Source organism: Croceicoccus naphthovorans (assembly GCF_001028705.1).
Taxonomy (GTDB): domain Bacteria; phylum Pseudomonadota; class Alphaproteobacteria; order Sphingomonadales; family Sphingomonadaceae; genus Croceicoccus; species Croceicoccus naphthovorans.
The window spans coordinates 2,128,405-2,140,902 of the sequence record NZ_CP011770.1; the positions used below are offsets into that span (position 1 = coordinate 2,128,405).

The 12,498-nt window shown below is 65.4% G+C and carries 13 protein-coding genes and 1 pseudogene; all 14 read left to right on the forward strand.

The window, feature by feature from the left end; translation table 11 throughout:
* Positions 1-74 precede the first annotated feature (74 nt).
* On the forward strand, positions 75-4,394 hold the full coding sequence (locus AB433_RS10750; RefSeq protein ID WP_156170789.1) for a strawberry notch family protein: 4,320 nt from the start codon (positions 75-77) through the stop codon (positions 4,392-4,394).
* Positions 4,394-5,428 carry a DUF7146 domain-containing protein gene (locus tag AB433_RS10755; RefSeq protein WP_047820985.1) on the forward strand — a complete coding sequence of 345 codons (1,035 nt, stop codon included), beginning with the start codon at positions 4,394-4,396 and terminating at the stop codon, positions 5,426-5,428. The genes AB433_RS10750 and AB433_RS10755 overlap by 1 nt, the downstream gene beginning before the upstream one ends.
* A gap of 347 nt (positions 5,429-5,775) precedes the next feature.
* Positions 5,776-6,702, forward strand: a complete 927-nt coding sequence (locus AB433_RS10765) for a DUF2493 domain-containing protein (protein WP_047820987.1) — start codon at positions 5,776-5,778, stop codon at positions 6,700-6,702.
* Between the two features lie 85 nt (positions 6,703-6,787).
* The gene (locus AB433_RS10770; protein WP_012110103.1) at positions 6,788-7,042 is read left to right on the forward strand and encodes a FitA-like ribbon-helix-helix domain-containing protein; all 255 of its coding nucleotides are present in this window, start codon (positions 6,788-6,790) and stop codon (positions 7,040-7,042) included.
* Complete coding sequence (locus AB433_RS10775; protein WP_047820988.1) at positions 7,039-7,461, forward strand: type II toxin-antitoxin system VapC family toxin; 423 nt, start codon at positions 7,039-7,041, stop codon at positions 7,459-7,461. The genes AB433_RS10770 and AB433_RS10775 overlap by 4 nt, the downstream gene beginning before the upstream one ends.
* Before the next feature lie 281 nt (positions 7,462-7,742).
* Entirely contained in the window at positions 7,743-7,910 is a 168-nt protein-coding gene (locus tag AB433_RS20850) for a hypothetical protein (protein WP_012110101.1), read from the forward strand.
* Positions 7,911-8,044: 134 nt separating this feature from the next.
* Entirely contained in the window at positions 8,045-8,485 is a 441-nt protein-coding gene (locus AB433_RS10780; RefSeq protein WP_047820989.1) for a hypothetical protein, read from the forward strand.
* Positions 8,486-9,058: 573 nt separating this feature from the next.
* Positions 9,059-9,385: a DUF736 domain-containing protein gene (locus AB433_RS10790; protein WP_041535876.1), complete on the forward strand. Its 327-nt coding sequence runs from the start codon at positions 9,059-9,061 to the stop codon at positions 9,383-9,385.
* A gap of 306 nt (positions 9,386-9,691) precedes the next feature.
* Positions 9,692-9,958, forward strand: coding sequence for a helix-turn-helix domain-containing protein (locus AB433_RS10795; protein ID WP_045811379.1), 267 nt, complete (start codon positions 9,692-9,694; stop codon positions 9,956-9,958).
* Positions 9,959-10,054: 96 nt separating this feature from the next.
* The gene (locus AB433_RS10800) at positions 10,055-10,315 is read left to right on the forward strand and encodes a DNA -binding domain-containing protein (protein WP_047820991.1); all 261 of its coding nucleotides are present in this window, start codon (positions 10,055-10,057) and stop codon (positions 10,313-10,315) included.
* Between the two features lie 129 nt (positions 10,316-10,444).
* Positions 10,445-10,786 carry a transcriptional regulator domain-containing protein gene (locus AB433_RS21805; protein ID WP_367119461.1) on the forward strand — a complete coding sequence of 114 codons (342 nt, stop codon included), beginning with the start codon at positions 10,445-10,447 and terminating at the stop codon, positions 10,784-10,786.
* Positions 10,680-11,207, forward strand: a complete 528-nt coding sequence (locus AB433_RS10805) for a DUF2285 domain-containing protein (RefSeq protein WP_293981132.1) — start codon at positions 10,680-10,682, stop codon at positions 11,205-11,207. The genes AB433_RS21805 and AB433_RS10805 overlap by 107 nt, the downstream gene beginning before the upstream one ends.
* A 136-nt stretch (positions 11,208-11,343) precedes the next feature.
* The gene (locus tag AB433_RS10810) at positions 11,344-11,625 is read left to right on the forward strand and encodes a helix-turn-helix transcriptional regulator (RefSeq protein WP_012110094.1); all 282 of its coding nucleotides are present in this window, start codon (positions 11,344-11,346) and stop codon (positions 11,623-11,625) included.
* 18 nt (positions 11,626-11,643) lie between these two features.
* A pseudogene (locus AB433_RS10815) lies at positions 11,644-12,486 on the forward strand (replication initiator protein A); the annotation flags it as partial.
* Positions 12,487-12,498: the final 12 nt, after the last annotated feature.

Consider the following 12,498-nt stretch of genomic DNA (forward strand, 5'->3'; position numbering starts at 1 on the left):
CGGGTTTGAGTCCGTGCGGTCGAGAGAGAGCGCCGTCCGGGCCTGCCGTTCCCGCTCTCCCGAGGTTCCGATCCATGAACATCATGTCGCCCGTAGCCGGTCCGGCTGCGCCCGTTGCCCGCGCGTCCGCCATCATCGCCGCCGCCCATCAGCTTCTCACCCTGCTCGAACGCGGCCAGCGGATCGACAACGCCAATCTCCGCATCGCCATGCAAACGGCCTTCGAGGCTTCCGACACGAGCGGGGCCTGGGACTGGAAGACGGCCTACGAAGCCTGTGAAGGCGCGACCGTCCTGTTCCTGCGCAAATACGGACGTGCGCTTTTCCGTAAAGCCGGCACTCCGGCTGCACGGCTTTCTGCCCTGTCGAAAATCACCGGCCTTCTGCCGACGCACACCCGTCGCTCCGAGGAAGCCCAGGCGCTTCAGCAATTCTCGACGCCGGTCCCGCTCGGCCTCGCCGTTATCGCGGCCGCCGCGATCACACCGCACGACATTGTGCTGGAGCCGTCGGCAGGCACGGGTCTTCTCGCCATCCTCGCCGAGATCAGCGGCGGCTCGCTGCTCCTCAACGAACTGGCGGAAACCCGCGCCGATCTACTTGGCCAGCTCTTTCCAGCCCTTGCCGTCACGCGATGCGAAGCCGCCCAGATCGACGACCACCTTCCGGCGTGCGCCGTCCCTTCCGTAATCGTGATGAACCCGCCCTTCTCGGTGATGGCGCACGTCTCCGGCCGGGTCGCCGACGCCGCTGCGCGTCATGTTGCTTCGGCCCTGGCGCGGCTTGCCGATGGCGGGCGTCTGGTGACGATCACCGGCGCAAACTTCGGCCCCGAGCAACCGACCTGGCGCGACACCTTCGTCCGGCTTCAGGAGCGTGGCCGCGTCGTCTTCACCGCGGCGATCCACGGCTCGGTCTATGCCAAGCATGGCACGAGCATCGAAACGCGGCTCACCGTCATCGACAAGCTGCCGGCCGAAGACCCGGCAGCGTTCCCTGGTTCCGCCGGCCTTGCGCCCGACGTCGCTACGCTGCTCGCATGGATCGAAGCGCAGATTCCACCGCGCCTGCCGGTCGCACTGCCCGACATCGCGCCGCCCGTGTCGGGTTCGGTACCCCGCACCGTGCGGGGTTATCTCGCGCGCACCGCCACGGAGCGTCCGGCCGCACGCTCCACCATGGACCCGCAGGGCGTTGAACTCGCCTACGACACGATGGACTGGACGCCGCCGGAAGGCGCCCATCTCACGGACGCGATCTATGAAGAATACGGATTGCAGTCGATCCGTATTGCCAGTTCTCAGGCGCACCCCACCAAGCTCGTGCAGTCGGCGGCCATGGCGAGCGTTGCACCGCCCAAGCCCGCCTATCGGCCGATGCTGCCCGCGAACATCACCGATCTCCTGTCGGACGCCCAACTCGAAACCGTCATTTATGCCGGCGAAGCCCATTCGGACTTTCTCGCCGGCTCCTGGACCGTCGATGCAACCTGCGATCTCGTCCAGGCAGCCAAGCCCGAAGCCGAAAACGCCGTGCGCTTCCGGCGCGGCTTCATGCTCGGCGACGGCACCGGGGCCGGCAAAGGCCGTCAATCTGCCGGCATCATCCTCGACAACTGGCTGCGCGGTCGCCGCAAGGCGGTCTGGATCTCCAAATCCGACAAGCTGATCGAGGACGCGCAGCGCGATTGGTCGGCGCTCGGCATGGAGCGCCTGCTGGTCACGCCGCTGTCGCGCTTCGCGCAAGGGCGGCCGATCACGCTGTCGGAAGGCGTCCTGTTTGCAACCTATGCCACGCTACGGTCCGACGACCGTGGTGAGAAGGTTTCCCGCGTCCGGCAGATCGTCGAATGGTTGGGCTCCGATTTCGATGGAGTGATCATTTTCGACGAGAGCCACGCCATGGCCAATGCCGCAGGCGGCAAGGGAGAACGCGGCGACGTTGCCGCCTCGCAGCAGGGACGTGCGGGCCTTCGGCTCCAGCATGCCCTGGCCAACGCGCGCGTCGTCTATGTGTCGGCTACCGGCGCGACCACCGTCCACAATCTCGCCTATGCCCAGCGGCTCGGCCTGTGGGGCGGTGAGGATTTCCCCTTCGCCACCCGCGCCGAATTTGTCGAGGCGATCGAGGACGGCGGTGTCGCGGCCATGGAAGTGCTCGCCCGCGATCTGCGTGCGCTGGGCCTCTATACCGCCCGCTCGCTCTCCTACGATGGCGTCGAATATGAGCTGATCGAGCACGCTCTGACCGACGAGCAGCGGCGTATCTACGATGCCTACGCCAGCGCCTTCGCCGTCATCCACAATCATCTCGACGCTGCGATGCAGGCGGCCAACATCACCGGCAGCCCAGATAGCGGGGGAGCCACACTAAACCGCCAGGCCAAGTCCGCCGCCCGCTCGGCCTTCGAGTCCGCCAAGCAGCGTTTCTTCGGCCATCTGCTCACGTCGATGAAAACGCCCACGCTGATCCGGTCCATCGAACGCGACCTGGATGATGGCCACGCCGCTGTCGTCCAGATCGTCTCGACCGGCGAAGCGCTGATGGAGCGCCGGCTGGCGGAAGTCCCGACCGAGGAATGGAACGATATTCGTGTCGACATCACGCCCCGCGAATATGTTCTGGACTATCTGGCCCATTCCTTTCCGGTCCAACTCTACGAGCCGTTCACGGATGGCGAGGGCAATCTGTCCTCGCGCCCGGTCTATCGCGATGGCCACCCCGTCGAGAGCCGCGAAGCTGTCGCGCGCCGGGACGAGCTGATCGAACGTCTTGCGTCTTTACCACCCGTCCCGGGGGCGCTCGACCAGATCGTACAGCGCTTCGGCACAGATATGGTCTCCGAGGTGACGGGCCGCTCCCGGCGCATCGTCCGCAAGGGGGAACGCTTCGCCGTCGAAAACCGCGCGCCATCCGCCAACCTTGCCGAGACGGCCGCGTTCATGGACGATCTGAAGCGCGTTCTCGTGTTCAGCGACGCCGGCGGCACCGGCCGCAGCTATCACGCAGAACTGTCGGCGAAGAACCGGCGTCTGCGCGTGCATTATCTGCTCGAACCCGGATGGAAGGCCGACGCCGCCATCCAGGGTCTGGGCCGCACCAATCGCACCAACCAGGCGCAGCCGCCGCTGTTCCGCCCGATCGCCACGAACGTCAAAGCCGAGAAACGCTTCCTGTCCACGATCGCGCGCCGGCTCGATACGCTGGGCGCGATCACGCGCGGTCAGCGCCAGACCGGCGGCCAGGGCCTGTTCCGGCCCGAGGACAATCTGGAATCGAGCTACGCCCGCGATGCGCTGCGCCAGCTCTACCTCCTGATCGTGCGCGGCAAGGTCGAGGGTTGCTCGCTGGGTCGCTTCGAGTCCGCGACCGGCCTGAAGTTGACCGATGACAACGGCATCAAGGACGAGTTGCCGCCGATCACCACGTTCCTCAACCGCCTACTGGCGCTGACCATCGAGCTTCAGGGCATACTCTTCACCGCCTTCGAGCAATTACTCGACGCCAAGGTGTCCGGAGCCATCGCCAGCGGCGTTTATGATGTCGGGCTGGAAACGCTGACGGCGGAAAGTTTCGTCGTCGCTGAGCGCACGACCATCTACACCCATCCGGCAACGGGCGCGCAGACGCGGCTGCTCACCATCACCGAGCGCCGCCGAAACCAGCCAACCACGCTCGATACGGCGCTCGACTGGCTCGACGATCCGCATGCCCGGCTGCTCATCAACGCGCGGTCGGGACACGCTGCTGTCCAGGTGCCGGCGCCGTCCATCATGCTCGACGATGGCGAGATCGAACGTCGCGTCCGCCTGATCCGGCCGATGGAGCAGCACCACGCAAGCCTCGCCATGATGGAAGACAGCCATTGGCAGGAAGCCGCTCGCGACAGCTTTGCAGCGGTCTGGCAACGTGAAGTCGCCGAAGTGCCAGCCTATACCGACGGTGCCATCCACATGGTCAGCGGTTTGCTCCTGCCGGTGTGGAAACGCCTGCCGAACGAGTCGACGCGCGTCTATCGGCTCCAGACCGATGATGGCGAACGCATCATCGGGCGGCGGGTTTCGCCTGCTTGGGCCATGAATGCCGCCTCGACGGGAACGGCCAACCTCAGCAGCGATGATGCCTATGCCGCTCTGGTGGATGGTCGCACCATACTCGACTTGGCCAGCGGGCTCCAGCTTCGCCGCGCGCGCGTCATGGGCGCGAACCGGATCGAACTGTCCGGCTTCACCGACACCATGCGGGATCGCCTGCGCGCCTATGGCCTCTTCAGCGAGATCATCTCGTGGAAGCTGCGCTTCTTCGTTCCGGTCGATGCCTCTGGTCCCGCCATCATCGGCAAGCTGCTCGCCACCTATCCGGTCGAGCGGATCAGCGAGCGTGAGGCAGCGTGATGGCTCGGCAGGACGCTTCTGAACTGGCACACAGTCTCGGCCGACAGGCCGAGGCGGTCTGCCGCCACTATCTCTCCAACGGCCACCGGCAGGGCAACTACTGGCGGGTTGGCGATGCTCGCAATGTCGCAGGCCGCTCCATGTTCGTGCGCCTGCGCGACACCCCGAAGGGACCAGCGGGCAAATGGACCGACGCCGCCACCGGCGAACATGGCGACCTTCTCGACATCATCCGGGAATCGCTCGGCCTCATCGACTTCGCAGACGTTGCTCAAGAGGCGCGCACCTTCCTCAGCCTGCCGCATCCCGAACCCGAGCCGGCATCACGCCGCGGACTGGCGCCAGCGCCATCGGGGTCGCCCGAGGCGGCACGCCGTCTCATCGCCATGACGCAACCGATCACCGGGACCATCGTGCAGACCTATCTGCGCAGACGCGGCATTGTGCTTTTGCACGGAACTGGAAACCTGCGCTTCCACCCTCGCTGCTACTACAAGCCCGACGATGGCCCGACCGAGACCTGGCCCGCCATGATCGCCGCCGTCACCGACCTCGCTGGCAAGATCACCGGCGCGCACCGCACCTGGCTTGCGCCTGACGGCTCCGACAAAGCCCCCATCGACACACCGCGCAAGGCGATGGGCGATCTCCTCGGCAATGCCGTCCGCATCGGTGCGCCCGGCAGCGTGATGGCGGCAGGCGAAGGTATCGAGACCATGCTGTCGCTCCGGCAGGTCCTGCCCGATATGGCGATGGCGCCGGCGCTTTCGGCAGCGCATCTGGCCGCCATCCTGTTCCCCGCGACTTTGCGGCGGCTCTATATCGTCCGAGACGACGATCCGGCCGGTGACGGCGCGTGGGACATACTGATCGAACGGGCGAACGCCGAGGGAATCGAGGCCATCCCATTGTCGCCGGCATTCGGGGACTTCAACGAGGATCTCCGGCGGCTCGGTATCGAAGCGCTTCGGGCAGGCGTTCGAGTGCAGCTCGCTCCAGAGGACGTCGCACGCTTCATCGACCTTGCCGCTTAGCCGGAAGGGGCTGACAGGTGGCGCGCAGCCCCCATGCCGCAACGATGCGCCAGTGACGACAAAAAGACCGCGCCTCGGCCTTCGAGAGGGCGATCGGCCATCAGCCGTGCCGGATCAGCAATGGCTGCGGCCGACGATTTTCCGGCGGCGCATGTCCACCCCACGCGGCAGGCCGCGCGGGGACCCCGAACCCGCGCCTTTCCATCGCGAAACAAAATCGGCGGCCTTCGCCATCCTCCGCTGGCGCTTCGGCCCTACGCTTCGCTCCGGGTGCAGGTCCGTCCCGCCCGACGGCTTCGTCGCCATGAAGGCCGCGACGGTCGCGGTCCTTGCCGACGGAGCATCCCATGAGCGAACACGACGACTACGAACCACACCACGAGTCATCCCCGACCGACCATCTTATCCAGGACTTGCAGCTCCACGGCTACCGTCCCTCCGAAGACGAGTTGGACCAGCGCCCGCCACCGGAAGACCGCATCATCGAAGGCGCCGTCGCCGATATCTTCGACGCCCTGGTCGCCACGATCACCGACACCAGCCTCGACTTCGATCTCCCCGATCTCCTCTGGTCGACCGTCAATATGTTCCACCGCGCCGTGGACCGCATCGAACAGAAGCTCGACGACAACGAGCAGGCGCAAAGGCAGCTTCAGCGCGAACAGGATGGCTCCGAGGTGAAGTCCCTTCAGCTCGAGCGCCTCATAGACATCGGCATGAACCTGATCGACCGCCGCGACGGCATGGAAACCTTCCGCGAAGCCGCCGCTGGCCGCTACCTCGTCGCCACCGGCTCACCCTGGTCGCAACGCACCGGATCACGGGTCAACCATCGCCACCTCACCGCGTCGCTGATCGACAGCCGGGATTTCCTCGCCGCCAGGAGGCGTGCGGATACCGATGTACTCGTACCCGCCGGCCCGAAGATCGCCTTCTCGGGCGGCGACACCGCCGACCACAAGCAGATCTGGGCCAAGCTCGATCAGATCCATACCAAGCACCCCGACATGGTGCTGCTGCATGGCGGCTCGCCGAAAGGCGCCGAAAAGATCGCTTCCCGCTGGGCCGACAGCCGCAAGGTGCCGCAGGTCGCCTTCAAGCCGGACTGGACGAAGCACGCCAAGGCCGCACCGTTCAAACGCAATGACCAGATGCTCAGCATCGTGCCGATCGGGGTCGTGATCTTCCCCGGCACGGGCATTCAGGACAACCTGGCCGACAAGGCCCGCAAGATGGGCATCCCGGTCTATCGGTTCGGCTCGGGCGGCGCGTAAGCGCCGCCGGGACCGGCCGCCTTGAAAATGATGGCAATTTTTATATTATGCTATCACCGCTATCAAACTTGCAGGAGGCGCTATCATGCCCGCAGTTACGATCAGGAATCTGTCCGACGCGACGCATCGCGCCCTCAAGGTGCGGGCGGCGCAGCACGGCCGCAGCGCCGAAGCGGAAATGCGCGACATTCTCGAAATGGCTGTCCGCCCCGATACGCGCCTCCGGCTCGGCACGGCGCTCGCGGAACGCAGCCGCCGCCTCGGCTTGACCAATGAGGATGTCGAGGCCCTCGACCAGGCTCGTGACAAGGCGCCCGCCAAGCCGATGAGCTTCGAATGATCCTCCTCGACACCAATGTCGTATCGGAGGCGATGAAGCCCGCTCCCGACGAGGCCGTGCGCGCATGGCTCGACGAGCAGGCGGCGGAAACACTCTTTCTCTCCAGCGGCACCATCGCCGAACTGATGTTCGGCATCGGCGCGCTCCCCGCCGGCAAGCGCAAGGAGCGTCTCACCGAAGCCCTGGATGGGGTGATGGAACTGTTCGCAGACCGCGTCCTCCCGTTCGATGTCGATGCTGCGCGCCGCTATGCGGATCTCGCCGTCAAAGCCCGAGCGGCCGGGAAAGGCTTCCCTACTCCCGACGGCTACATCGCGGCGATCGCAGCCGCCAAGGGGTTTGCCGTCGCCACGCGCGACAGCAGCGCATTCGAGGCCGCGAATGTCACGGTGATCGATCCCTGGAAGGCCGAGCGCTGACATCCGGCCACCGGCAGCGCAGGAGAGGTCAGCCGAGCCGGCGGCAACAGTTGTCGCGGCATGCAGACAATCCGGTCTCCTGATCGGACGACCACCCCCGCTTCAAGACGCTGATCCTTGGGTTCAGCCGATGGCCTGACGCCATCAACCCGTAAAGGGTCGGACTACGCATAGCGTGCCGCCGCTCCGGCTTCGCCTACGCGGTGATTGCGGCCACCGGCCGAACTCTTCGGGCGCCTGTCAGCGGGGGATGGACCTCCGCTCAAACAGGAGCCAGGTCGATGTCCTTCCAAACCGCTCACGCCTTCGCCTTCAGCCTCGCTACCACCCTGATGGCGGCCATCGTCATCTATCGCGCCGGAGACGGCACGCTCTCCGTCACCCCGGCCTCGGAATATGATGGCGATGAAAACGCCATCGTCGGCGAAATCGACCCCTTCGCCTCATGAGGCGAACCGGGTCGCGCAGTCGGCGGACGCTTCACGCTTCTGCTCCCCCCGCGGCTCGAATTCTGCTAATCTCGCATGTGCGCCGTGGTGGTGGTGGAGGCGCGTCCGTCTGACATTTGACGAAAGACACCACCATGATCTTCATCGGCATTCTCCTCAGCATCGCCGCCATCGGCTTCCTCTGCTGGCTCCTCTTCACGCTTGCAGTGTTCGCTCTTCCGTTCTTCGCGGGCGTGACTGCCGCCACATGGGCCTATGGCACCGGCGCGGGCTGGCTCGGCGCGATTGTCGTCGGCTTTGTCGCCGCCGGCCTGACCTTCGGCATCGGCCAATTCCTGCTCGCCACCGTCCGTCCGACCTGGGCACGCCTGCTGATCGCAGCAGCCTTCGTCGCCCCGGCCGTCGTCGCGGGATTCCATGCCACCCATGGCATCGTGAAACACACCATGCCGTCGGATACATGGCAGACCGTGTTCTCGGTCATCGGAGCGATCGCGGTCGGCATCGCCGCCTTCGTGCGCATCACTGGAATGGCGGCCTCCGGCCCGTCTGGCGGGCATGTGTCCCACGCCTAAACCCGCAGCGCCCATCGCGGCGGGATCCAGCGGCACATAGCCTTTGTCCCCCACGTCATCTGGCCGCCCGATGGGGAAGCGGCATCGCGAAGCATCGGCTGCGCCCACCTGTCACGGAACGATGGAGCGCGTCGGGGCGGCAACGACATCGTGGCCGGCAGATCCTCAGCGTCGAGGTGCTTCGTCAGAGCTGGCGGAATGGCGAAATGCGCAGCGCAGGCCTGTTCGAAGGAGGTTTACGCCTGTGATCGCCGGTCGGACTTCCCGGGCCAATGCGAAGGTCGCCGCCGTCTCCGCCGTCGATCCGTCCAGCACCCGCGCCAGAACGGCCTCTTCAATGGCCTGATCTGGCCGAAGGACGGCTTTGCCTCGAGCGCCTAAGCCACAACGGCTGGCCCCGACTTTCTCCCCCTGCCGGCTGCGCCGTCATTCCTCGCGAAACAACAAAGTCGCGCCTGCGCCATCCTCCGCTTTGCTGCGGTCGCAAGCGATGTGTCGTCGCTCGCCTCCGTCCGGTCGATCGCCATCGAGGCCGCAATGGTGCGGGCTCGAAACGGAAAACGGAGACTTACAATGGCGACCATCGGCACCTTCAAGAAGACCGGCTCGAACGAATTCGGCGGCGAAATCGTCACCCTCAGCGTCCAGGCCAAGGGCGTGCGCATCGTCCCCGACCTGCGCGCCAGCGGCGAGAACGCCCCCAGCCACCGGGTCCTGGTCGGCCGCGCCGAGATCGGCGCCGCCTGGTCCAAGCGCTCCAACGAGGGCCGCGACTATCTGGGCCTCAAGCTCGACGATCCGAGCTTCAACGCTCCGATCTACGCCAACCTCTTCGATGACGAAGACGGCGAAGGTTACTCACTGATCTGGTCCCGCCCCAACGGCCGCCGCGCAGACTGAGGCGGCGTCACGAGGCCCCGGCCGAAAGGTCGGGGCCGCCTTCCTGCTCAAATCGCACCCGATCGCAGATGCGTGCCCCAAATAGTCGGGTCACACCGAAGGCGCGCGCTCCAGCTTTGCTGCAAAAGCCAGCCCGCAGAACCTTCGCTTCACTGACGACAGCGCCTCGTTTGCCCGAATCAGCAAATCGGCGCCAGCACGACACGGCCCTTCGGCAACCGCTTTGAGCTGGCAGAAGCGGGCCAATACGACTAAAATAGCCGTAGTTCTGGAGCGCGCGCCGGTTGCGATGGGAGGTGATCATGCATGATCACCGCCCGACAATCACGGGCCGCACGCGCGTTGCTGGGTTGGACACAGGAGACGCTCGCTGACAAGGCCCGCCTATCGCTGACCGCGCTCAAGCGCCTCGAATCCGAAAGCGGGCTCGATGTGTACGAGACGACGCGCGATCAGGCACGCAGGGCCTTGGAAGCTGCCGGCATCGTCTTCCTGTCGACCGACCGAGGGCAAGGAGTGCTGCTGGTCGATGATCGCGGAAACAAGCCGAACCGATCTACAGGCTTACGCTGACCTGTGGGCAGCCAGCTTCCTCATCACTCGCACTGCCTCTATTTCGGATCAAACATGGTTAATAGACGGGCACCGCATATTCGCCGAGTCTGCACCATGACCGCACCATTCCAGGACCTCGCGCCATCGGGGCAAGATCTCACCGATTACGACAAGTCGCACGCCAAACTATACATGCGCTTGCTGGATGCGGCCGCTGACGGCGCGCATTGGGAGGAAGCCGTGCGGGTACTGTTCGACCTTGATCCCGCCCGTGAACCCGAACGCTGCCGACGCATCCATGACAGCCATCTCGAACGCGCCCGCTGGATGACACACACCGGCTATCGGCATCTCCTGCGACAGGCTCACCGCTGAGAGGCTTGCGAACCTGCGTGATGCCCTTTCGACATCACGCAATGCCCTCCTCCGGGCTTCCAACACCCTCGTGGCGCCCCGAAAAATCACACGCTCGACTTACGCGCACCACGCGGGAGAGTTGATGCGATGAGGCCCGATACATCGAACTGGCGAGACGACCGCAGCTACGATTTCTTCGATACACTGCCGATCGAAGGTCTCGCCTGGGAGTGCCTTCGCAGATACCGCCCTTATCAGGACGATTACGCCAGACTGGTCGATGCTGGCGACGAGACTCAGCCGCTGCCGGACGACAGGCAGCAGCGCTGGGGGTTGCGATTTCCCTGCAAGACCAGGTCGTTCTGCCCTACAGCAACAGGTGGTGTGGTCGCCGCAGAGCGATCCCGCCGTCCTCTTTCTGACAGCGCGGCCGAACTTTCTGCCGTCCAGCTCAAACCGCCTCGCCGACAGGTTCGGTGCGGGACGTGATGGTCCTGAAGGAGCCTATACCGGTCTTCCCGAGCACGACCTCCAGCTACTCTTCCAACCCGGCATATCCGCACACGACCAGCTTGCAGCGGTCGTCCCCATCGATGACGACATCCTCGATCGCATCGATGCGCTGACACGCCTCGCGCGCGCCTGGCTCCAACGTCCGCCATTGCGCGACACGCGCATGACCGCCGAGCAGCGCCGCCGCTTTCGCCTCAAACTTCGTGCTGCTGACGGCCGCATGAACGGCGCGACCTATCGCGACATCGCCATCGCAATCTATGGCGCGGTGCGCATCGATGCCGACCCGTGGAAGACCTCGCCGCTGCGGGATGCCGTGATCGCCTTCGCCGAAGCCGGATTGGCCCTCATCGATGGCGGCTATCTGCACCTGCTTCGGCATCGTCGGCGCACCTAGCCTGCGCCACCGACAGGGGTGGGGAATTTAGCCATCCCAAGTCCCCCATCCGTCCCGCCGGAGGTTCTCCGCCACCGTTGTCGCTGTCAGCCGCTGATCGCCAGCGGCCCCCAGTAACCCCACGGAGGCCCGCCCCATGCGACCCGATACCGCCGCGCTCCCGCCACGCTACCTGCGGACCAAGGAAGCCGCTGAATTTCTCAGCCTGTCTGCGCGCACCCTCGAAAAACACCGCACCTACGGAACTGGTCCGGCCTATCACAAACTCGGCGGGCGCGTCGTCTATTCGGTCGACGATCTGGAGACCTGGGCCGAGCGCGGCGCCGTAACCTCGACGTCCGATCCGCGCGGCTCCGTGCTTCCCGCAAAGCGCCAGACGCTGCCGACCGGCCAGATCGCCGGCCGATACGCACGCTGATTGTGGCCGGTCTCTTTCATGGTGGTGCGTCGTCGTGACCCTTCGGAGCGTGGGCAGCTCGACCTGTTTCGCGCGCTTCCCGGCGACTTCGCGCCACGAGACGCGCAGGATCTCATGGCCTATCCCTTCTTCTCCCTCTCGAAATCGCACCGCATAGCGCCGATCGACTTTTCGGCGGGCGGTGTCTCCATCCGGGTAGAGGCCGTTCCCGATCATGGCATGGCCACGATCTGGGACGCCGACATCCTGATCTGGGCCGCCAGCCAGATCGTCGAGGCCCGCGACGCGGGCCTGCGCACCTCGCGTCTGATGGCGGCGACACCCTATGAGATCCTCACCTATGTCGGGCGCGGCACATCCAAGCGCGATTATCAGCGGCTCAAGGCCGCGCTCGACCGGCTGCAATCGACCACCATCTCGACGTCGATCCGCCAACCCGCCGAAGGCCGCCGTCACCGCTTCTCGTGGATCAACGAGTGGCAGGAGCGCACGGATCGTCAAGGACGACCGGATGGCATCGAGCTGATCGTCCCCGACTGGTTCTACAAGGCCGTCCTCGATGACGCGCTCATCCTCACCATCGATCCGGCCTATTTCGATCTCACCGGCGGCCTCGATCGCTGGCTCTACCGCATCGTGCGCAAACACGGAGGCCGTCAGCGCGGCGGCTGGCGTTTCGACCTACGCCACCTCCACCTCAAATCCGGCAGCCTGTCGCCGTTCAAGCGCTTCGCCTTCGAACTGCGCGACATCGTGCGACGCCAACCACTGCCCGGCTACCTCCTGTCGCTCGAAGTGGAAATCGGCGGGCGCACGCTGCTGGCTTTCGAGCCACTGGCCGCCTGTGGAAAACCTGTGGACGGCCTCGTGCTA

Bases quoted from the DNA above. Each gene is read 5' to 3' on its own strand.
- AB433_RS10750 (WP_156170789.1), top strand. From the start codon at position 75: ATGAACATCATGTCGCCCGTAGCCGGTCCGGCTGCGCCCGTTGCCCGC.
- AB433_RS10755 (WP_047820985.1), top strand. From the start codon at position 4,394: ATGGCTCGGCAGGACGCTTCTGAACTGGCACACAGTCTCGGCCGACAG.
- AB433_RS10810 (WP_012110094.1), top strand. From the start codon at position 11,344: ATGCGACCCGATACCGCCGCGCTCCCGCCACGCTACCTGCGGACCAAG.
- AB433_RS20850 (WP_012110101.1), top strand. From the start codon at position 7,743: ATGTCCTTCCAAACCGCTCACGCCTTCGCCTTCAGCCTCGCTACCACC.
- AB433_RS10780 (WP_047820989.1), top strand. From the start codon at position 8,045: ATGATCTTCATCGGCATTCTCCTCAGCATCGCCGCCATCGGCTTCCTC.
- AB433_RS21805 (WP_367119461.1), top strand. From the start codon at position 10,445: ATGAGGCCCGATACATCGAACTGGCGAGACGACCGCAGCTACGATTTC.
- AB433_RS10770 (WP_012110103.1), top strand. From the start codon at position 6,788: ATGCCCGCAGTTACGATCAGGAATCTGTCCGACGCGACGCATCGCGCC.
- AB433_RS10800 (WP_047820991.1), top strand. From the start codon at position 10,055: ATGACCGCACCATTCCAGGACCTCGCGCCATCGGGGCAAGATCTCACC.
- AB433_RS10775 (WP_047820988.1), top strand. From the start codon at position 7,039: ATGATCCTCCTCGACACCAATGTCGTATCGGAGGCGATGAAGCCCGCT.
- AB433_RS10765 (WP_047820987.1), top strand. From the start codon at position 5,776: ATGAGCGAACACGACGACTACGAACCACACCACGAGTCATCCCCGACC.
- AB433_RS10790 (WP_041535876.1), top strand. From the start codon at position 9,059: ATGGCGACCATCGGCACCTTCAAGAAGACCGGCTCGAACGAATTCGGC.
- AB433_RS10795 (WP_045811379.1), top strand. From the start codon at position 9,692: ATGATCACCGCCCGACAATCACGGGCCGCACGCGCGTTGCTGGGTTGG.